This window comes from Staphylococcus hominis subsp. hominis, from assembly GCF_002901845.1.
Taxonomy (GTDB): Bacteria; Bacillota; Bacilli; order Staphylococcales; family Staphylococcaceae; genus Staphylococcus; species Staphylococcus hominis.
In genome coordinates, this window is sequence record NZ_PPQE01000025.1 from 1 (window position 1) to 19,285 (window position 19,285).

The following is a 19,285-nucleotide window of genomic DNA, read 5'->3' on the forward strand; positions in this document are numbered from 1 at the left end:
GAGATAACTCAGAAGATGGAGCAGGCAATGATTCATCAGATGGAGATAACTCAGAAGACGGAGCAGATAAAGGCTCATCAAATGAAGATAATTCAAAAGATGAAGAAGGTAATAACTCTTTAGATAGTAATAATTCAGTTGAAGGAAATAAAGATAGTCTAACTGATAATAACGCTACTACAGATTCAAATAATACTGCGTCTGTTAACAACACTGATCAAACAGATTCAAACAATGACGTATCAGAGTTAAATGAAGATAATAATACTTCAAATAATACTCATAAACAAAATAATAGTGAAGCTAAAGCATTACCTGAAACAGGTAATAATGAACAAAATAATGGCACTTTACTTGGCTCTTTATTTGCTGCTGCTGGTACGCTCTTCTTAGCAGGAAAACGTCGTAAAAATAGAACAGATAAAAAGTAGTTTACTACTACAATGAAAATAGTCTTCCCACTATTTGGGAGGGCTATTTTTTGTGATTTTAGATAAGTAATTTGTGTGAGAAGAGTTAGTATTTTTAATAAAGTAAGACAAATTGAAATTATAGGTATGCACTGTATAAGTGGAAAATAATTGTATAAAAAACAATTATCTTAGTTATACTATTTTACTTTGGTAACTTTTAAATCGATTATATTCAATTAAAATTAATTTCTAAATTAGCTTCCATATCTAGCCTTTAAAAAATAAAATATTTAGTAAATTGATTAAAATTTTTTGATAAAAAAGTATGTTAAGTGTTACAATATTTTAGTTAGAATTATAAAAATGCATGTAATCTACCTGTAAATTTAAACAATAAAAAAATATTTACTATATTGAAAGAAAATAGTTTAATATTAATCTACATTGTTAATTTTTAAGAAAATACATTGTAGAACAATTTATTAGATTTAAAAGGATTAGGTCATCCTATCTTTTGATAGACTTAATATTTATTTTTTTATTGTAAAAAAAATTAAAAGTATTGCGTTAAATGAGAAAATAAATTAAGTTAGTATTATGTTTACATATAAAAATGTATGTAGTTAGCTTTAAAAATGTAAATAATTTATTTATTAGGAGGTAAATATAAGTAAAAGAAGACAAGGTCCTATTAAAAAGAAGTTGGATTTTATATCAAACAGACTAAATAAGTACTCTATAAGAAAATTCACAGTAGGAACAGCTTCTATTTTAGTTGGAGCTACCTTGATTTTTGGCCATGCAGATAATGAGGTAAAAGCAGCTGAAAAAAGTAATACAGAGACTATCGCTCAATACAATAATGAAAAAAAATACTCACAATTAGCATATAAATTAGAAGAACAAAAAAACGTTGTCATTAAAGGTGGATATGTCTATAAATTCAAAAAAAATAATAGTTATTCAAATCAAATTTTATGTTTAACTAATTCAGATCAAGTATTATATTTAGAGCAACTTGCACAATCTAATCCACAGTATGATTTACATATTGCAGCTTTAACTACTATGTCTAATAAACTATTAACACTTAATAAATATTCTAATATTCATTTATATCCTAATGTGATAAAAAAGAAAATTATAGAGTTATACGAAGAATGTGATATATATTTAGATATCAATAAAGGTAAAGAAATATTGGATTCAGTGAGAGCAGCTTTCGATTATAACTTACTAATACTAGCGGAAAAAGAAATTACACATAACGCAGATGTAACGGCACCTAATAATATAATTATTTCTAATAATGGAAAAGAATTTTCAAGTATTTTAAAAGAAATTTATAATAATAAAGAGAAATTTAAAAATCGCTTAATATACCAACACAAACATGCTGGTGCAATGTCTCCATCAGAATTCAAAAAAATATTTAAAAAATAAAATATACCCCCTATATTCAGTGTATGTGTTCACTCAATATAGGGGGTATTATTTATTTTCTATATTTTAGTCTTGCGAAAGCATCGTGTTGGTGAATGGATTCTTCGTTTCGACATTCAATGTCAAAGCCATCAATCCAGTCAAAATCTACTAAATCTGCAGCAATTAAACGAATTAAATCTTCAACGAAACGTGGATTTTCATATGCACGTTCTGTTACGCGTTTTTCATCAGGACGTTTTAAAATTGGATAAAGAATAGAGCTTGCATTTGCTTCCATTGCATCTAAAATCTTTTCTTTGTAATCATCTGTCATTTCAGAATTTTTATCTAAATACACTTTCACTGTTACAACACCACGTTGATTATGAGCAGAGTATTCGCTAATTTCTTTAGAGCAAGGACAAAGTGTTGTTACAGTAGCTGTGAGGGTAATTTCTTTACGCGTTACTTGATCTTTATGAATTGCTAAACCGTAAGTAACATCAGCATGACCCACTGCTTTGATATGAGTTACAGGACTATAACGATCAAAGAACCATTTACCTGAAACGTCTACTCCCGCAGCATTCTGTTTCATATTGTCTTGTAATGTACGTAATACTTGATATAGTGTATCGAAATCCAGTTCTAAACCATTATTATAATGTTTCTCAACACTTTCTAAGATACGACTCATGTTAATACCTTTTTCATCTTTATTTAAACTTGTTGAGAAACTAAATGTACCTGCTGTTTGAAATTGATCAATTTTAACAGGATATACTAAATTTTTAATACCCACTTCTTCAATTTCAAATAAGAAGTTTTTATGTGTACTTTGTAAATCAGTCATTTCATTTTTAGTTGTAGGTTTTGTACCTTTGATAGGGTCTACTGAACCAAAATGTTTCCAGCGACCTTCTCGAGTAGATAAATCAAATTCAGTCATTCGTTTATTGTACCTCCTCTAATGATTTTAATTATCGAAATGATACGTCCAATAAGGTTCGACTTCTAGAAAACTTTGTGTTTCTCCACCAACTTCAGGGCTAGCTAATTGTTTTAAGAAAGGACCTGTTTGAGATTTATGAGCTTCAAACGCTTTTAATTTAATCTCTTTATATTGACTAATGTCATTTAATATATCAGGTTCTCCTAAAATATCCGGTGCATCATTACTGAATGCTACGAGTTGAAGTCTTGGACGCTCTTCTTTAGGCATACGTCCTACTGTTCTTACGACAGCTTCAGCTGTTGCTTCATGGTCTGGATGTACAGCAAATTTTGGATAAAATGAAATAATAACTGATGGATTTGTCTCCTCAATCAATGTTTTTACCATATCATCCATTTGCTCATGTGGCTCAAATTCTACTGTTTTATCTCTTAAACCCATTTTACGTAAATCAGTAATACCAATCACTTTCATAGCATCTTCTAATTCTTTTTCGCGAATATAAGGTAGTGACTCTCTTGTCGCAAAAGGGGGATTGCCTAAATTACGTCCCATTTGTCCTAATGTGAGACAGGCATAAGTGACAGGCACCCCGTTTTCAATATAACTTGCGATCGTCCCAGCAGATGAGAAGGTTTCATCATCGGGATGTGGAAATATCATTAGTACATGTCTTTCATCTTTCATGAATCTTCCTCCTCTATACTGTGAATGGCTGTTCACTGATTTCAATCGTTGCAGCCAACTGTCCTTCGTAATTAAATCCAGCTATTAAAAATTCATTATTATCATTAATTTCATAGTGAGTCAGGCCTTGTACATATACCCAACCTCCATCACGAAGTTTCAACCCAACACGAAATGGATCTTTATCTCCGCCCTTTAGTTGCGCATGTTCATATGTGACTTGTATATTTCGTAAAAACGTACCTGCATTAAACACACGTTGATCAAAATGATTAGCATATGCACCATTCGTCGTTTCAACATGCAAATAGACAGGTTTGTTTTCAAATGTAGTTAACAATCGTTGTACTTCTTCAGCTTTAATGGGTTCCAACACGTTCACTCCTTACAACCATACAATGTGTGTATCTATCTATTTTACTAAAAAGAACTATCGAATTGTACACCTATGCTCAATTTATTTATAAATGAAAGAAAATAATTTGAAGTGATTTAAAGGTTTAAAAATATTTAACATGGGTATGTATACTACTACGACTATGATATGAAAGGATGTTTGTAATGGAATTACAATTAGCAATCGATTTATTAAATAAAGAAGAAGCAGCAAAATTAGCTAAAAAAGTTGAAGAATATGTGGATATCGTAGAAATTGGTACACCTATCGTTATTAATGAAGGATTACCAGCTGTTCAACATTTAAACGAAAATATTAATAATGCTAAAGTGTTAGCTGATTTAAAAATTATGGATGCAGCAGACTATGAAGTAAGCCAAGCTATTAAATTTGGTGCAGATGTTGTGACTATCTTAGGTGTTGCAGAAGATGCTTCAATTAAAGGTGCTGTTGAAGAAGCACACAAACATGGTAAACAATTGTTAGTTGATATGATTGCTGTACAAGACTTAGAAAGACGTGCGAAAGAATTAGATGAAATGGGCGCTGATTATATCGCTGTTCATACTGGTTATGATTTACAAGCTGAAGGACAATCTCCATTAGAAAGCTTACGTACAGTTAAATCAGTCATTAAAAATTCTAAAGTAGCCGTAGCTGGTGGTATTAAACCTGAAACAATTAAAGAAATTGTAGCAGAAGAACCTGATTTAGTTATTGTTGGTGGCGGTATTGCTAACGCAGATGATCCTGTAGAAGCAGCTAAACAATGTCGTGAAGCGATTGAAGGTAAATAAAATGCCAACTTTTAACAATTATCATTTAATTCTTGAAGAAATAGATAACACGTTATCTCATCTAGAGGATAATGATTATGGACGTTTTGCAAATGAAGTGGTTGGCGCATCTCGTATCTTTACAGCTGGTAAAGGTCGCTCTGGATATGTTGCTAATAGCTTTGCAATGCGTTTGAATCAACTAGGAAAAGATGCATCTGCAATAGGTGAAGCAACAACGCCATCTATTAAAGAGCATGATTTATTAATTATTATTTCCGGTTCTGGATCAACAGAGCACCTAAGATTATTAGCTGAAAAGGCACATTCAGTTGGTGCTAAAATTGCTTTAATAACAACTAAAAAAGAATCTAAAATTGGCGATGTCGCTGATACAGTGATTGCTTTACCTGCAGGAACGAAACATGAAGCAGAAGGCTCTGAACAGCCGTTAGGTAGTCTATTTGAACAATCTTCACTCATCTTTTTAGATAGTGTCGTGATTGGATTAATGGATGCCTTTAATATTAATGAAGAAGCAATGCAAGACAATCATGCTAATTTAGAATAAAAATCATCACTCAAATATATTATCGTTCAGATGAATATATTTGAGTGATTTTTTTATGTGTTATTTTTCATATAATGTTAATATAATAATTAATCTAGTTAACATTTAGAGAGGGTCATATGTTAGAAATACTAAATAAATTAAATCACTATTCAATAGAACAACCAGATATGATTGCGCTATCGTTCGAAGAAGATGTATTGACATATCAACAACTTTATACAGAAATACAGCAATTAAAATCAGTCTTCATGCATTTACCGAAAGGGTCCCGAGTAGGATTGTTAAGTAAAAGTCCTTTACATAATATGTTGAATTATTTTGCAATATTAGAGCAAGGAAGTATTCCTTGTTTTCTAGATGATCAATGGTCTGAAGTAACAATTCATCAACTGATTGAAACGTATCATATTGACTATCTTGTTGATGAACAACATAGACTGATAAAGACAAAGTATTCTGAAACATATCCTACATATTTACATGAGCAGTCACAAGTCCATCAACTATTACATATTGGTTTTACATCTGGGACAACAGGGTTACCTAAAGCATATTATCGAAATGAACCATCTTGGCTTGCGTCATACAAAGAAAATGAAAAGCTACTTCGTCATAAAGAAAACATACTTGTAGCACCGGGACCACTTGCACATTCATTGTCTTTATACACTTGTATTTATGCGTTATATACAGGGAGAACATTTATTGGACAAACCCGTTTTAATGCGACTAAGCTCGTTAGCAAAATGAAACAACAAACAACAAATAGTGCATTATTTCTTGTTCCAACAATGCTACATGCAATAACAAAAATAAATCACGATCACCTACATTTAACGACTATTTTAAGTAGTGGGGCGAAACTCTCTTCTTCGTTGTTTAAGCGTATAGCCCAAACATTTCAGCATGCTAATATTATTGAATTTTTTGGAACGTCAGAAGCAAGTTTTATTAGTTATAACATTAACCGTAAAGCTTCTATTGATTCAGTGGGATACATATTTCAAAATGTAACGATTGGTTTAGAGGAAAAAGACAAGAATCATATAGGGTTATTAAATGTGAAAAGTAATATGATATTCTCTGGGTATGTAAATCAATCTGTCGTATTGCCTGAAACATGGATTAAAACAGGTGATTACGCTTATATTAAAGATAATCAATTATATTTAGTGAGTCGTCAAAATGAACGATTAATTATTGGAGGTAAAAATGTTTATCCTCAAATTATTGAACAAATGATAAAAAATATGGATGGCGTAGAAGAAGCAATTGTTATAGGAGAACCGCATCCACGTTTTGGTGAAATAGCTGTTTTACTATATACAGGATCGATAGAACTTGAGTACCAAACTGTGAGACAACATATTATGAAAGTTCTATCACGATATGATGTACCTTCCAAATTTATAAAAGTAGACAGTATGCAATATACCCAAAGTGGCAAAGTTGCTCGAAATAAAATGCGTACTGCCTATGTAAAAGGAGACTTTAAATGATGAACCAACCGGTCATTATATGGGCGAAGCGTACACCTTTTGGCAAATATGGTGGGAAATTGAAACATTTAGAACCTGAAACATTACTCATGCCCTTATTTGAAGAAATGAATTCAACTTTTCCTAAAATAATACCTGATATCGATGATGTAGTGATTGGAAATATCGTAGGTAATGGTGGAAATATTGCCCGTAAAGCCTTATTAGAAGCAGGTCTAGCTGAGAGTATTCCAGGTGTTACAATGGACCGTCAATGTGGATCAGGGTTAGAAAGTATTATATATGCATGTCGAATGGTTCAAGCGGGTGCAGGTCATATTTATATAGCTGGAGGAGTAGAAAGCACGAGTCGTGCTCCTTGGAAGATTAAACGGCCTCAATCAGTGTATGATACCCAATTACCAGAATTTTATGAGCGTGCTTCTTTTGCACCAAAAGGTCAAGATCCAAGTATGATAGAGGCGGCTGAAAATGTTGCGCAATATTATCATATTACGCGTAAACAACAAGATACCTTTGCGATACGTAGTCATCATCTAACACATCAATATTATGAGAATGGAAGTATAAGTAATGAAATTGTACCTTTAAACATCAAAGGTCATTTATTTGATAAAGATGAAAGTATTAAGCCAACACTTACTGAACAACGATTAAATCGATTACGTCCTTTACTAGCTAACGGAACAGTAACGGTTGGAAATAGTTGTATGAAAAATGACGGCGCTGCGCTTGCACTCGTTATGAATCAAGAAACGGCATTACAATACGGAATATCAGAGGGAATGATGTTTACAGATGCTGTGACAATAGGCGTCAATCCGAAACGACTAGGTATTGGACCAGTGCCTGCCGTAACAAAATTACTTAAAAAACAAAATTTAAAAATAAGTGACATTGATACAATAGAACTTAATGAGGCATTTAGTTCACAAGTTTTAGCTTCAATTCAAGAGTTAAAATTAAATATTAATCAAGTCAATCAGTGGGGGGGAGCCATTGCGTCTGGTCATCCTTATAGCGCAAGTGGCGTAGCATTAATCACTAGGTTATTAAATATGACACATTGGAAGCGGGGAGTTGCTACGATGGGGATTGGAGGAGGAATGGGAAATGCGATACTCTTCGAACGATGGAGCTTGTGAGAAAATAGAAATATATTTTAATGAACAAGAAGTAAGAGAGTATTGCGAAGTAGTTGAAAGAACGTATAAAGGCGTGGTGCCTCCACTCATGTGTGCAAACGTTTGGCCAAAATTTAAGTTGTTTCAAAAGTTTCAACAAGAAAATATTCTTCTTGTGCGAACAACATGTGAAGAATTTGAATCATTAAAATGTAGGCTAAAATATGAGGCGTACTTAACACATAAAAGTACGAAAAAGTTTAAAACATATATCCAATATATCTACGATTTAAAAATATATAAAGATAATAGACAATGTATATTTATTAGGCAAACATTTATAAAAAAGGAGGTAAATGATGAGGTTTAGTCATGATAAAGTGAGTCATTACCTTCACCTTGTTAATGATAAAAATGAGCTTCATTCAACCATTGTTCCTGGTCAACTGGTAGTAGATTGTGTATTAGCGTATTTTCAAATAGAGTGGACACAATTTAACGTTAAGTATAGAAAGATTATAGATATAGACGAAGAAGTTAACTTAAACAAAGTGAGTCATAATGAAATAAACGTCTTTGGTTTAAATGGTGAAGAAAAAATAGTTATTGTTAGGAAATCTTAATTTTTATTGATGATAACTATTTTTATTTTAATTATTAGCATATATATTTTTTAATCATTTATTAATTATGTAACATACAAGAGGAGAACTTATATCCATGAATGTTAATAAAGATAAAATGAACATGGTTAGTGATTAAAAAGCGAGAAAAACTGTTTTCGCAACAAGTATTGGTAATGCTATGGAGTGGTTTGAATTTGGTATCTATGCCTATATTACAGCATCAATAAAACGATAGCGTTAATGTTAGTATAACTTAAAGTTTCTCTCTAAGTTTCCAAAAGGGGACATTTTTGGCTAACATTAACGCTATTTTATTAGGGTGAGCTTTTGAATCATTAATGACTTTTTAAAGTTTTGAGTATTAGGGGCGTTTTAACTTAAAAAAAAGATTTTGAAATATTCGTCTGTTTTCGTATTCAATTACGAAAAACACTTTTTAATTTTTGAAATGTGATGAATAACTTAATTTCATGTTATCAACGTCACTTTCTAGTAGAGAGAGCAATTTATAGATGTCATTTTTACTAAACGTTTCATCGAATTTTACCGTAATCGTCTTGAAGGTCTTTGTAATGATTTCGTATATTGGGATACCGTTTTCTATATTTTGCTTGTAGATAATCATGTTGTTAATTCCTCCTTTGTCTCTCTACACTTAATATAGTAATGGATTTTATGATAAAAAACATGAGTCTATGGTACTAACTTTTACTGCAACGGACTGTGTAGAGCATACTACGACTAAATACCTAGAAGATAATGAAGATATAAAAAAAGCTTTTAATCCTAGTGTGACCAAACTATCATACACAAGATTAAAAGCTTTAGAAGTGCGTATATTTCTTTAAAAATACAGTACAGACAGTAGCTGATTGAATTGAAAGTGCGCTGATTAGCTTCTTTCAACTCTAATGCTGGGGCCCCAACAAAGAGACTTTCAAAATGAAAGTCAACGATCAACGCGAGTTGGGGCGTCGGGGAAGGACAATGAAATCTAATTAAGGATTACAAAAGACTAGTGTCTTTTGCATAAGAAGTACTAGCATTTTTTTCAAAAATGCAGTACTTCTTTAAACTTCTTTGACGTCGACGTCGATGTGTTCTACGCGGTTGTATGCGCCGTGATCAACTGGGCCTACAAAGTCGTTCATTTTCCAACCATTTTTAATTGCTGATGCCACAAATGCTTTAGCGCTAATAACAGCTTCTTTAGGTGATTTACCATTTGCCAAGTAAGCTGTTGTAGCTGCTGCAAATGTACAACCTGCACCGTGGTTATAACTTTGTTGGAACATATCAGTTGTTAATTGATAATATGTTTGACCATCATAATATAAGTCGTAAGATTTATCTTGATCTAATGCTTTACCACCTTTAATAATAATATGTTGAGCACCTTGATCATAAATGATTTTTGCAGCTTTTTTCATATCTTCAATTGACGTTAATTTACCTAATCCAGATAATTGACCAGCTTCAAATAAATTAGGTGTGACGACCGTTGCTTTAGGTAATAAATATTTAATCATTGCATCTGTATTTCCTGGGTTAAGTACTTCGTCTTCCCCTTTACATACCATAACTGGGTCTACTACGAAATATTTTGCACCTGATTGTTCAAATGCTTCGCCAGCACGTTTAATGATTTCTTCAGTTCCAAGCATACCTGTTTTAACAGCATCTGGACCAATTGAAATGACGGTTTCTAATTGTTTTTCGAATACATCCATTGGAAGTGGTGTCACATCGTGGGACCAAGTTTCTTTATCCATTGTTACAACAGCTGTTAAAGCCACCATACCGTAAGTGTTTAGTTCTTGAAATGTTTTAAGGTCGGCTTGCATACCTGCTCCAGCGCTTGTATCAGAACCGGCAATTGTTAATACTTTTTTTAATGCCATGTATTATCACTCCTGTCAATTATTTACATCTTTATTTATCATATCATGTAACTCAACTATTGTTCTAGCATGAAGATAGTAAGGCGATTTATATCACGTTTCAGAGGGGTCCTATGTTAAAATAGAAGTGAGGTGAAAACGATGGAATGGTCAGACATTTTTCATGACATTACAACAAAACATGATTTTAAAGCAATGCATGATTTTTTAGAAAAAGAATATACGACACAAATCGTCTATCCAGATAGAGAAAATATTTATCAAGCTTTTGATTTAACACCATTTGAAGATATTAAAGTTGTTATTTTGGGTCAAGATCCATATCATGGACCTAACCAAGCACATGGGTTAGCATTTTCAGTTCAACCCAATGCTAAATTTCCACCATCTTTAAGAAATATGTATCAAGAATTAGAAGATGATATTGGCTGTCATAGAACTTCTCCACATCTACAGGACTGGGCGCGTGAAGGTGTTCTGTTATTAAATACTGTATTAACTGTACGTAAAGGTGAAGCGCATTCCCATAAGAACATTGGATGGGAACTCTTTACAGATGAAGTTATTAAGGCTATTTCAGATTATCGCGAAGATGTTGTCTTTATCTTATGGGGAAAACCTGCGCAGCAAAAGATAAAATTAATTGATACAGCAAAGCATCATATCATTAAATCTGTTCATCCAAGTCCATTATCTGCTTATCGAGGTTTCTTTGGGTCTAAACCTTACTCTCGTACAAATGATTATTTAAAATCTAAAGGTAAAACACCCATACAATGGTGCGAAAGTGGGGAATCTTAATTGAACAAAGAACAATTAATTCAACTTATAGAACACGAATTAGTGCAAGCAGATGAAGCTCAAGATGAACAGCAGTTTGAAAAGCATATGTATGCGATTCATACCTTAACATCTCTTTATTCCGATGTTTCGAAACGACCTTCTAAAAAATCAACACATGATTTTACTAATAGTGTAACTTCTGAATCTTCGTTTTCAAATAAGTCTTCAAATCATTCAGCGATTACTGCTGCTGAAATTGAAGCGATGGGTGGTAAAGTTCCACAAACAATGAAGCATCAAACTAAATCGTCTAATATGATGGTGACAGATGATGAAATTGGAAATGGTGAATCAATATTTGATTTTTAATTAAAAATAAGTTAGGAGAACTAAAACATTATGATGAAAGTATTTATAATTTTAGGTGCATTGTGTACGATGATGTCTGTTGGTACGGGTGCTTTTGGTGCACATGGACTTGAAGGAAAACTCTCTGATAAATATATGTCAGTATGGGAAAAAGCAGTGAATTATCAAATGTATCATGGTCTAGGATTAATTCTGATTGGCATCATTAGTGGTACAACTTCTATTAATGTGAATTGGGCAGGATGGCTTCTGTTCTTTGGTATTGTGCTATTTAGTGGCTCATTATATATTCTTGCATTGACTCAAATTCGTATTTTAGGAGCGATTACACCAATAGGGGGCATACTCTTTATTGTGGGATGGTTAATGTTAATTATTGCAACATTTAAATTTGCAGGATAATTATATTTTATATTTTGGTTAGTAAACTCACCTTTTAGGGTATGTTAAGTACTCGAGGTGAGTTTATTTTATGAATGATAAAAATCGAGAGATAGATAGAGGAGATTTAAAGCAAAACCTCTCTGAAAAATTTGTTTGGGCGATTGCTTATGGCTCGTGTATCGGATGGGGAGCATTCATACTGCCCGGTGATTGGATTAAACAATCAGGTCCGATTGCTTCGGCAATTGGTATTGTTATTGGTGCTTTATTGATGATATTAATTGCTGTAAGTTATGGTGCATTAGTCGAACGTTTTCCTGTGTCAGGCGGTGCATTCGCGTTTAGTTATTTAAGCTTTGGAAGATATGTGAGTTTCTTTTCATCGTGGTTCTTAACATTCGGTTATGTTTGTGTAGTAGCGTTAAATGCGACAGCATTTAGTTTATTAATTAAGTTTTTACTGCCAAACATTTTGAATAGTGGAAGATTATATACGATTGCTGGATGGGATGTTTACATAACAGAAATAGTTATTGCTACGGTATTATTACTAGTATTTATGTTTATTGCAATTCGTGGTGCAAGTGTTTCTGGTACACTCCAATATTACTTTTGTGTAGCAATGGTCATTGTTGTTGTACTTATGTTTGTAGGTTCATTTTTCGGAAATAACTTTTCGTTAAGCAACTTACAACCTTTAGCAAGTAAAGAGCTTGGATGGTTTAATTCCATTATTATGATTGTAGCTATTGCACCATGGGCTTATGTGGGATTTGATAATATTCCACAAACAGCAGAAGAGTTTAATTTTTCGCCAAACAAAACGTTCAAATTGATTGTATACAGTTTATTAGCGGCAGCTTTAACTTATGTCATTATGATTTTATACACAGGATGGTTGGGTACGAATAATGCGAACTTTAATGGAAATTTATGGTTAACAGGTGCTGAAACACAAACTGCTTTTGGTTATATTGGTTTAGGCGTATTAGCGATTGCTATTATTATGGGGATTTTTACTGGATTAAACGGATTCTTAATGAGTTCAAGTCGATTACTATTCTCAATGGGACGTGCTGGTGTCATGCCTAAAGCGTTTAGTAAATTACATCCAAAATATAAAACACCCTATGTAGCCATTATCTTTTTAGTAGCTATTACTTTAATTGCGCCATGGTTAGGACGTACCGCATTGACATGGATTGTTGATATGTCTTCAACAGGTGTATCGATTGCTTATTTTATTACTTGTTTATCTGCTGCTAAGCTATTTAGTTACAATAAACAAAGTAACACGTATGGTCCTATTTATAAGACCTTTGCTATTTTAGGTTCTATTGTTTCATTTATCTTTTTACTTTTATTATTAGTTCCAGGATCACCGGCTTCACTTTCAATGCCTTCATATATTGCATTGGGTAGTTGGTTAGTGATTGGTCTTATTTTCTTTGTAGTTCGATACCCTAAATTAAAAAATATGAATAATGATGAATTAAGTCGTCTGATTTTAAATCAATCAGAACGAGAAGTTAAAGAAATGATAAAAGATAAAAAATAATATACGTAAACGCGAGAGATGAGGGTTAGTTACCTACAATCTCTCGCGTTTTATTGTTATATACGTTTACGTCGCCGAGCGAAACCAGAAACGATGATTTTTGAAATTTGGTCTGCGAATAATAATCCTAATGCAATCGCACCAGCGATAAGTGTGACTTCGAGCATTGTATTGATTGCTTTACCAAATTGTAATAAGACTAGATTTTTAGTTGCATCAAAAGCAAGTCCACCAGGAACTAATGGAATAATACCAGTAACCATGAAAATGATTGCAGGTTCACGTTTTTTACGAGCCATGTAATGACTGATTAAACCCAATGTAAAGCTACCGAAGAAACTTGAATAAATCGTATGTATATTCAAACCTTGGTAGAATAAAATATATACCATCCATCCACAAGCTCCAACAAAACCACACGATAAATACAGCTTTCTAGGAGCGTCAAAGATGACACAGAAAAAGAGAGAAGCTGTATAACTAAATATAAAATTAAATAACCAAAACATTTATGCGTACTCCTAAACTAATATTAATATCGAACCTACACCGGCACCAATACCAAATGCGGTTACAAGTGCTTCTAAAGACTTAGTGGTAAACATCATCATATGACCGCCAAATAAATCTTGTATAGCATTCGTAATCAGTACTCCAGGTACAATAGGCATGACTGCAGCAATAATAATAGTAGCTAAATCACCACTTGGCGCTAACCAATGACCGAATACTGCGATAATACCAATAACTAAGGATCCGACGAATTCTGGAATAAATTGTGCGTGTAATCGGCGATCCAGAATTTCAACAACCAGATATCCAATACTACCTGCAAGTAGAGCAGTAATCACATCGATAAATTGGCCACCTTGCAAATATAGGAAACTAATTGCAATAATGGCAGCAGCAATCCCTTTAAATGTTAAGCTACTATCTCGTTTTGCAATATATATTTTTTCTAATCGCTCTTTTGCATCTTCTAAAGAGATATCCCCTTTTGTGATTAATCGTGATATTTCATTTGCTTGTGAAATTTTAATGAGATTAGTATCACGGGAATTAATTCTAAATATTCGTGGGTAAGATTCGTTATGTAAAGTAAATTGAATGACTGTATTTGTAACGAAACTATTGCTTTCAGGATATCCTAGTTTTCGAGCAATACGGGTCATTGTATCTTCTACACGTGTTCCTTCCGCACCAGATTCAAGTAATATACGTCCAGCCATCATGACGACGTCTTTGATTAAAGTTTCATCTATATGTTCTTGCTTATTTATATTTTCCATTTCATCACCATTCGTTAAGATGTAATCATTATTATAGTAGAAGTACATGAAAATAACTACCTTACATTATAAAACTTAACAATCATAATATGATGAACATTCATATTTATATCTCAATAGTAGGTAAATATATTTTAATGAAAATAAAATTTAATGTAAAAAAACAATTGATTTATAACAATAATGTTTCAGAACATTATAATTCGGTTAAATAATAATAGTTAATAAATCAAAATTGTGCTGGGTAGCGACAGCACTTTTGCGATTTGTTAATGTTCAGAGTAGTAATGAAGTTCTCCCAAACCATACTACTTGAAGTACACTTTTTTAAAAGTGTACTTTATCTCGGAAACTAATTGCCTTATATAAATATATTAATTTATTGAAAAAATGGAGCAAAGACTGGCGTTTACTATGCTAGTCTTTGCTCCATTTATATATTAAATTGCAAAAAATTGATCGAAATGATCAGTAGTTAAAATATGGCCGATATAGAAACTACCAAAGTCGCCATAGCGAGCAGTCGTTTCATCAAAACGCATTTCATAAACAATTTTCTTGAATTGTAGAACATCATCTGAGAATAATGTGACGCCCCATTCAAAATCATCAAAACCTACTGAACCAGTAATAAATTGTTTAATTTTACCAGCGAATTTGCGTCCAATCATACCATGGTTATACATTAGTTTTTTACGATCTTCCATTGGTAACATATACCAGTTATATGTTTCATTACGACGTTTATCCATTGGATAGAAACAAATATATTCTGTTCTAGGCAATTCTGGATATAATCTTGCTTTAATATGTGGATTTTCATAAGGATCTTCGTCTGATTTACCAGCTAAATAGTTACCTAACTCAATCACAGATACATATGAATAAGTTTGAATGAAGAAATCAGCAATTCTTAATTTATTTAATTCATTTTCAATTTCATTCAATTCTTTCATTTCTGGACGTAAATACCATAATAAAATATCTGCTTTTTGACCTGTAATATTATATAAAGCATAATCTCCAGCTTGTTTTTCTCTGGCAGTGGCTTTATTTTCGATAAATACTTTAAATTCATTAATCATTGCTTCGCGCTCATCTTCTGGCACCAATCTAAAAGTTGCCCAATCGACAGCGTAAAATAAATGAAGGCTATACCAACCATCTAATGTTTCAGCTGCTTCACTCATATCTATCGCTCCTTTAAATATATTTTCTATCAATACAGATTAAATTTTATCATAAAGAGAATTGTCACACATACTTAAAAGATTACAAATTAATGAAATAGAAATATTAAAAGAAATAAAGTATAATTAAGGTGAAAATACTATTATTTAAAAAATTTGAGGAGGGCATTATGTCTAGTTTATTAGATGTATTACAAGAAAAACTTTCAGGAAAAAACGTTAGAATTGTATTACCGGAAGGTGAAGATGAACGAGTATTAACAGCGGCTACAAAGTTACAAGCAACTGACTATGTTACACCTTTAGTATTAGGTAATGAAGAAAAAGTAAATACTTTAGCTCAAGATAAAGGATTAGATATCTCTAATATTCAAATTATCGATCCTTCTAAAAGTGATTTGAAACCTGAATTAGTCAAATCTTTCGTAGAACGTCGTAAAGGTAAAGCTACTGAAGAACAAGCTCAAGAATTATTAAACAATGTTAACTATTTTGGAACAATGTTAGTATACGCTGGTCATGCTGAGGGATTAGTAAGTGGTGCTGCACATTCAACTGGAGATACTGTCCGTCCTGCCTTACAAATTATTAAAACAAAACCTGGCGTATCTAGAACATCTGGTATCTTCTTTATGATTAAAGAAGATAAACAATATATATTTGGTGATTGTGCTATCAATCCAACATTAGAATCTTCTGATTTAGCAGAAATTGCCGTAGAAAGTGCAAAATCAGCAAAAAGTTTTGGTATGGACCCACGTGTTGCTATGTTAAGTTTCTCAACTAAAGGTTCAGCTAAATCAGATGATGTAGAAAAAGTCGCTAACGCAGTAAAATTAGCACAAGAAAAAGTGGAATCTGAAGGTTTAGATAATGTAGTGGTTGATGGAGAATTTCAATTTGATGCTGCGATTGTACCTGCAGTTGCAGAGAAAAAAGCACCTGGAGCAAAAATTCAAGGTGACGCAAATGTATTTGTATTCCCAAGTTTAGAAGCAGGTAATATTGGCTACAAAATTGCACAACGTTTAGGTGGATTTGAAGCGATTGGTCCAGTTTTACAAGGTCTTAATTCACCTGTAAATGATTTATCTCGTGGTTGCTCTACTGAAGACGTTTATAACTTATCAATTATTACTGCTGCTCAAACATTACAATAATGGATTTAGCGAGTAAGTATTTTAATGACATTCATTGGCGCTATATAGACCATTCTTCAGGTTTAGCGCCAATGCAGTCATTTGCGTTTGATGACACGTTTTCAGAAAGTGTAGGAAAAGATATATCTTGTAACGTTGTAAGAACATGGATTCACCAACACACTGTCATTTTAGGTATACATGATTCACGTTTGCCATTTTTAAAAGACGGTATTCAATACTTAACTGACGAGATCGGTTATAATGCAATCGTTAGAAATTCTGGTGGTCTTGGGGTTGTATTAGACCAAGGTGTTTTAAATATTTCGCTTATTTTTAAAGGACAAACTGAGACAACAATTGATGAAGCATTCACAGTGATGTATTTACTTATTTGTAAAATGTTCGAAAATGAAAATGTAGATATAGATACTAAAGAAATAGAGCATTCATATTGTCCTGGAAGATTTGATCTAAGTATTGATGGAAAAAAATTTGCTGGTATTTCACAACGACGTGTACGTGGAGGTATTGCAGTTCAAATTTATTTATGTGTTGAAGGCTCTGGTGAAGAAAGAGCTGAAATGATGCATGAATTTTATCAACGTGCCTTGAAAGGTGAAGTTACGAAATTTAAATATCCGGATATTAAACCAGAATGTATGGCATCTTTGGAAACATTACTTCATCGGGACATTAAAGTTCAAGATGTGATGTTCCAATTACTTTATGCGATTAAAGACTTAGGTGGCCAGCTAAATATGAATCCAATTACAGAGGATGAGTGGCAACGTTATGAAGGATATTTCGATAAAATGATTGAACGTAATGAGAAAATGAATCGTTCCTTAGATTAAAATAAGATAAAAGGGAGTAAGAAAAATTCTAAGTGAATTTTAGCTTACTCCCTTTTTAACATGCAATAATACAATTAAAGTATATATTTACCTTCAAAAATATAAAAATTGCTACATTCTTATTATTTTTTATAGTAATATAGATGAGGTGGATTCATTTAAGAACGATAATTTAACCATAATTATGTTGATTATAACATTTTTTAGGATATAAATATTTCAAAGTTTTGAACTATTTTTGACAAAGTTTTATACTATTTATTGATGTATTAACACAAATCCAAGATTTGAAGTAAATGAGTATAAACATATGTGTGACATGACATGTACAAATGTATAAATACGTTCAATTTTAAAACAACATCAATGAATGTTGAAATTATTTTAGAAAGAATATTAAAGGTGAGATATCATGGTACGACGTGGCTATGGGGAATCTAACGGAAAAATTATATTGATTGGTGAGCATGCTGTAACTTTTGGCCAGCCAGCAATCGCTATTCCATTTACTTCAGGAAAAGTAAAAGTGCTTATTGAAAGCTTAGAAAAAGGTAATTATTCAGCAATTCAGAGTGATGTTTATGATGGTCCTTTATACGATGCACCTGATCATTTAAAATCACTTATTACACATTTTGTAGAAAACAAACATGTTGAAGAGCCATTGTTGATTAAAATTCAAGCTAATTTACCACCTTCTCGAGGTTTAGGTTCAAGTGCAGCAGTAGCAGTAGCTTTTATAAGAGCAAGTTATGATTATTTAGAATTACCGCTATCTGATAAAGAATTACTAGAAAATGCAGACTGGGCTGAACGCATTGCTCATGGTAAACCAAGTGGTATTGATACAAAAACGATTGTAACGAATCAACCCGTTTGGTATCAAAAAGGAGAAGTTGAAATTTTAAAGTCCCTTGATTTAGATGGCTATATGGTTGTTATTGATACAGGAGTTAAAGGCTCTACAAAACAAGCAGTTGAAGATGTACATCGTTTATGTGATAACGATGAGTCATATATGAATGTCATTGAACATATTGGCTCTCTTGTTTATTTAGCTAGTGATGCAATTAACCATCATAGCTTTGATCAGCTTGCTAATATATTTAATCAATGTCAAGACGATTTAAGAACATTAACAGTCAGTCATGATAAAATCGAAACATTACTCGAAATTGGAAGACAACATGGTGCAGTAGCTGGTAAATTAACTGGTGGTGGACGAGGAGGTAGCATGTTAATTCTAACTAAAGAAGAAGTGACTGCTAAAACTATTGTTGCAGCAGCCGAAAAAGCTGGAGCGCAACATACTTGGATTGAAAAGTTAGGAGGATAAATC

The 19,285-nt window shown here is 32.5% G+C and carries 24 protein-coding genes and 2 pseudogenes; 18 read left to right on the forward strand and 8 right to left on the reverse strand.

Going from position 1 to position 19,285, the window contains the following annotated elements; all coding sequences use genetic code 11:
• The 3 genes and pseudogenes from CD034_RS01520 to CD034_RS11585 form a co-directional block, all read left to right on the forward strand.
• Positions 1–431 (forward strand): LPXTG cell wall anchor domain-containing protein (locus CD034_RS01520; protein ID WP_142380639.1); only part of this gene is annotated, 431 nt, incomplete at its 5' end.
• A 648-nt stretch (positions 432–1,079) separates the two neighbouring features.
• Positions 1,080–1,248: pseudogene (locus CD034_RS11535) on the forward strand (YSIRK-type signal peptide-containing protein); the annotation flags it as partial.
• Positions 1,249–1,259: 11 nt separating this feature from the next.
• Entirely contained in the window at positions 1,260–1,856 is a 597-nt protein-coding gene (locus CD034_RS11585) for a glycosyltransferase family protein (protein ID WP_502263803.1), read from the forward strand.
• 52 nt (positions 1,857–1,908) lie between these two features.
• On the opposite strand, the gene folE2 is transcribed toward CD034_RS11585, so the two are convergent.
• From folE2 to CD034_RS01540, 3 genes are read right to left on the reverse strand one after another with little or no spacing between them, the layout of a single operon-like run.
• The gene (folE2, locus tag CD034_RS01530) at positions 1,909–2,787 is read right to left on the reverse strand and encodes a GTP cyclohydrolase FolE2 (RefSeq protein WP_002455711.1); all 879 of its coding nucleotides are present in this window, start codon (positions 2,785–2,787) and stop codon (positions 1,909–1,911) included.
• A gap of 27 nt (positions 2,788–2,814) precedes the next feature.
• Positions 2,815–3,480, reverse strand: a complete 666-nt coding sequence (gene bshB2 / locus CD034_RS01535) for a bacillithiol biosynthesis deacetylase BshB2 (RefSeq protein ID WP_049382087.1) — start codon at positions 3,478–3,480, stop codon at positions 2,815–2,817.
• 13 nt (positions 3,481–3,493) lie between these two features.
• The gene (locus CD034_RS01540) at positions 3,494–3,856 is read right to left on the reverse strand and encodes a YojF family protein (RefSeq protein WP_002488035.1); all 363 of its coding nucleotides are present in this window, start codon (positions 3,854–3,856) and stop codon (positions 3,494–3,496) included.
• A gap of 185 nt (positions 3,857–4,041) precedes the next feature.
• On the opposite strand from CD034_RS01540, the gene hxlA reads away from it, so the two are divergent.
• The 7 genes and pseudogenes from hxlA to CD034_RS11345 all read left to right on the forward strand — a co-directional run.
• Positions 4,042–4,674 carry a 3-hexulose-6-phosphate synthase gene (hxlA, locus tag CD034_RS01545; protein WP_049431479.1) on the forward strand — a complete coding sequence of 211 codons (633 nt, stop codon included), beginning with the start codon at positions 4,042–4,044 and terminating at the stop codon, positions 4,672–4,674.
• Position 4,675: 1 nt separating this feature from the next.
• Positions 4,676–5,224, forward strand: a complete 549-nt coding sequence (gene hxlB, locus CD034_RS01550; RefSeq protein WP_002488041.1) for a 6-phospho-3-hexuloisomerase — start codon at positions 4,676–4,678, stop codon at positions 5,222–5,224.
• Positions 5,225–5,343: 119 nt separating this feature from the next.
• Positions 5,344–6,726 (forward strand): AMP-binding protein, encoded by a 1,383-nt coding sequence (locus CD034_RS01555; protein ID WP_002488045.1) that lies wholly within the window; start codon positions 5,344–5,346, stop codon positions 6,724–6,726.
• The gene (locus CD034_RS01560; protein WP_049418729.1) at positions 6,726–7,871 is read left to right on the forward strand and encodes a thiolase family protein; all 1,146 of its coding nucleotides are present in this window, start codon (positions 6,726–6,728) and stop codon (positions 7,869–7,871) included. The genes CD034_RS01555 and CD034_RS01560 overlap by 1 nt, the downstream gene beginning before the upstream one ends.
• Positions 7,840–8,220, forward strand: a complete 381-nt coding sequence (locus CD034_RS11590; protein ID WP_049431472.1) for a VraC family protein — start codon at positions 7,840–7,842, stop codon at positions 8,218–8,220. Before CD034_RS01560 ends, CD034_RS11590 begins: the two co-directional genes overlap by 32 nt.
• On the forward strand, positions 8,210–8,473 hold the full coding sequence (locus tag CD034_RS01570; protein WP_049431470.1) for a hypothetical protein: 264 nt from the start codon (positions 8,210–8,212) through the stop codon (positions 8,471–8,473). The genes CD034_RS11590 and CD034_RS01570 overlap by 11 nt, the downstream gene beginning before the upstream one ends.
• Before the next feature lie 97 nt (positions 8,474–8,570).
• A pseudogene (locus CD034_RS11345) lies at positions 8,571–8,702 on the forward strand (hypothetical protein); the annotation flags it as partial.
• 210 nt (positions 8,703–8,912) lie between these two features.
• Here the strand turns inward: CD034_RS11345 and vraX are convergent.
• Complete coding sequence (gene vraX / locus CD034_RS01575) at positions 8,913–9,101, reverse strand: C1q-binding complement inhibitor VraX (RefSeq protein WP_037554510.1); 189 nt, start codon at positions 9,099–9,101, stop codon at positions 8,913–8,915.
• Between the two features lie 70 nt (positions 9,102–9,171).
• Here vraX and CD034_RS11285 point away from each other — a divergent pair, with 70 nt between their 5' ends.
• On the forward strand, positions 9,172–9,324 hold the full coding sequence (locus tag CD034_RS11285) for a hypothetical protein (RefSeq protein WP_002455703.1): 153 nt from the start codon (positions 9,172–9,174) through the stop codon (positions 9,322–9,324).
• A 222-nt stretch (positions 9,325–9,546) separates the two neighbouring features.
• Here CD034_RS11285 and thiD read toward each other — a convergent pair whose 3' ends face one another.
• Positions 9,547–10,377 (reverse strand): bifunctional hydroxymethylpyrimidine kinase/phosphomethylpyrimidine kinase, encoded by an 831-nt coding sequence (gene thiD / locus CD034_RS01580; RefSeq protein WP_002455702.1) that lies wholly within the window; start codon positions 10,375–10,377, stop codon positions 9,547–9,549.
• Between the two features lie 141 nt (positions 10,378–10,518).
• Here thiD and CD034_RS01585 point away from each other — a divergent pair, with 141 nt between their 5' ends.
• The 4 genes from CD034_RS01585 (at position 10,519) to CD034_RS01600 (ending at position 13,471) form a co-directional block, all read left to right on the forward strand.
• The gene (locus tag CD034_RS01585) at positions 10,519–11,178 is read left to right on the forward strand and encodes a uracil-DNA glycosylase (protein ID WP_002448873.1); all 660 of its coding nucleotides are present in this window, start codon (positions 10,519–10,521) and stop codon (positions 11,176–11,178) included.
• Positions 11,179–11,529, forward strand: coding sequence for a DUF5327 family protein (locus CD034_RS01590; protein ID WP_002455701.1), 351 nt, complete (start codon positions 11,179–11,181; stop codon positions 11,527–11,529).
• A gap of 33 nt (positions 11,530–11,562) precedes the next feature.
• A complete protein-coding gene (locus tag CD034_RS01595) occupies positions 11,563–11,931 on the forward strand; it encodes a DUF423 domain-containing protein (RefSeq protein ID WP_002455700.1) in 369 nt (122 codons plus the stop codon).
• Positions 11,932–12,001: 70 nt separating this feature from the next.
• Positions 12,002–13,471, forward strand: a complete 1,470-nt coding sequence (locus tag CD034_RS01600; RefSeq protein ID WP_002455699.1) for an APC family permease — start codon at positions 12,002–12,004, stop codon at positions 13,469–13,471.
• A gap of 56 nt (positions 13,472–13,527) precedes the next feature.
• Here CD034_RS01600 and CD034_RS01605 read toward each other — a convergent pair whose 3' ends face one another.
• The 3 genes from CD034_RS01605 to hemQ all read right to left on the reverse strand — a co-directional run bounded on the left by CD034_RS01605 (position 13,528) and on the right by hemQ (position 15,950).
• On the reverse strand, positions 13,528–13,980 hold the full coding sequence (locus tag CD034_RS01605) for a threonine/serine exporter family protein (protein WP_002448879.1): 453 nt from the start codon (positions 13,978–13,980) through the stop codon (positions 13,528–13,530).
• A gap of 12 nt (positions 13,981–13,992) precedes the next feature.
• On the reverse strand, positions 13,993–14,760 hold the full coding sequence (locus tag CD034_RS01610; RefSeq protein ID WP_002455698.1) for a threonine/serine exporter family protein: 768 nt from the start codon (positions 14,758–14,760) through the stop codon (positions 13,993–13,995).
• Positions 14,761–15,200: 440 nt separating this feature from the next.
• Positions 15,201–15,950 carry a hydrogen peroxide-dependent heme synthase gene (gene hemQ / locus CD034_RS01615; RefSeq protein WP_002455697.1) on the reverse strand — a complete coding sequence of 250 codons (750 nt, stop codon included), beginning with the start codon at positions 15,948–15,950 and terminating at the stop codon, positions 15,201–15,203.
• 170 nt (positions 15,951–16,120) lie between these two features.
• On the opposite strand from hemQ, the gene pta reads away from it, so the two are divergent.
• The 3 genes from pta to mvk all read left to right on the forward strand — a co-directional run bounded on the left by pta (position 16,121) and on the right by mvk (position 19,282).
• The gene (gene pta, locus CD034_RS01620; RefSeq protein WP_002455696.1) at positions 16,121–17,110 is read left to right on the forward strand and encodes a phosphate acetyltransferase; all 990 of its coding nucleotides are present in this window, start codon (positions 16,121–16,123) and stop codon (positions 17,108–17,110) included.
• The gene (locus tag CD034_RS01625; protein WP_002455695.1) at positions 17,110–17,946 is read left to right on the forward strand and encodes a lipoate--protein ligase family protein; all 837 of its coding nucleotides are present in this window, start codon (positions 17,110–17,112) and stop codon (positions 17,944–17,946) included. The genes pta and CD034_RS01625 overlap by 1 nt, the downstream gene beginning before the upstream one ends.
• A 412-nt stretch (positions 17,947–18,358) precedes the next feature.
• The gene (gene mvk / locus CD034_RS01630) at positions 18,359–19,282 is read left to right on the forward strand and encodes a mevalonate kinase (protein ID WP_002455694.1); all 924 of its coding nucleotides are present in this window, start codon (positions 18,359–18,361) and stop codon (positions 19,280–19,282) included.
• Positions 19,283–19,285 lie beyond the last annotated feature (3 nt).

Bases quoted from the DNA above. Each gene is read 5' to 3' on its own strand.
- CD034_RS01560 (WP_049418729.1), top strand. From the start codon at position 6,726: ATGAACCAACCGGTCATTATATGGGCGAAGCGTACACCTTTTGGCAAA.
- CD034_RS01585 (WP_002448873.1), top strand. From the start codon at position 10,519: ATGGAATGGTCAGACATTTTTCATGACATTACAACAAAACATGATTTT.
- CD034_RS11590 (WP_049431472.1), top strand. From the start codon at position 7,840: ATGCGATACTCTTCGAACGATGGAGCTTGTGAGAAAATAGAAATATAT.
- hxlA (WP_049431479.1), top strand. From the start codon at position 4,042: ATGGAATTACAATTAGCAATCGATTTATTAAATAAAGAAGAAGCAGCA.
- CD034_RS01625 (WP_002455695.1), top strand. From the start codon at position 17,110: ATGGATTTAGCGAGTAAGTATTTTAATGACATTCATTGGCGCTATATA.
- pta (WP_002455696.1), top strand. From the start codon at position 16,121: ATGTCTAGTTTATTAGATGTATTACAAGAAAAACTTTCAGGAAAAAAC.
- CD034_RS01555 (WP_002488045.1), top strand. From the start codon at position 5,344: ATGTTAGAAATACTAAATAAATTAAATCACTATTCAATAGAACAACCA.
- vraX (WP_037554510.1), bottom strand. From the start codon at position 9,101: ATGATTATCTACAAGCAAAATATAGAAAACGGTATCCCAATATACGAA.
- bshB2 (WP_049382087.1), bottom strand. From the start codon at position 3,480: ATGAAAGATGAAAGACATGTACTAATGATATTTCCACATCCCGATGAT.
- mvk (WP_002455694.1), top strand. From the start codon at position 18,359: ATGGTACGACGTGGCTATGGGGAATCTAACGGAAAAATTATATTGATT.
- CD034_RS01610 (WP_002455698.1), bottom strand. From the start codon at position 14,760: ATGGAAAATATAAATAAGCAAGAACATATAGATGAAACTTTAATCAAA.
- thiD (WP_002455702.1), bottom strand. From the start codon at position 10,377: ATGGCATTAAAAAAAGTATTAACAATTGCCGGTTCTGATACAAGCGCT.
- CD034_RS11285 (WP_002455703.1), top strand. From the start codon at position 9,172: ATGGTACTAACTTTTACTGCAACGGACTGTGTAGAGCATACTACGACT.
- CD034_RS01600 (WP_002455699.1), top strand. From the start codon at position 12,002: ATGAATGATAAAAATCGAGAGATAGATAGAGGAGATTTAAAGCAAAAC.
- CD034_RS01570 (WP_049431470.1), top strand. From the start codon at position 8,210: ATGAGGTTTAGTCATGATAAAGTGAGTCATTACCTTCACCTTGTTAAT.
- folE2 (WP_002455711.1), bottom strand. From the start codon at position 2,787: ATGACTGAATTTGATTTATCTACTCGAGAAGGTCGCTGGAAACATTTT.
- hxlB (WP_002488041.1), top strand. From the start codon at position 4,676: ATGCCAACTTTTAACAATTATCATTTAATTCTTGAAGAAATAGATAAC.
- CD034_RS01595 (WP_002455700.1), top strand. From the start codon at position 11,563: ATGAAAGTATTTATAATTTTAGGTGCATTGTGTACGATGATGTCTGTT.
- hemQ (WP_002455697.1), bottom strand. From the start codon at position 15,950: ATGAGTGAAGCAGCTGAAACATTAGATGGTTGGTATAGCCTTCATTTA.
- CD034_RS01605 (WP_002448879.1), bottom strand. From the start codon at position 13,980: ATGTTTTGGTTATTTAATTTTATATTTAGTTATACAGCTTCTCTCTTT.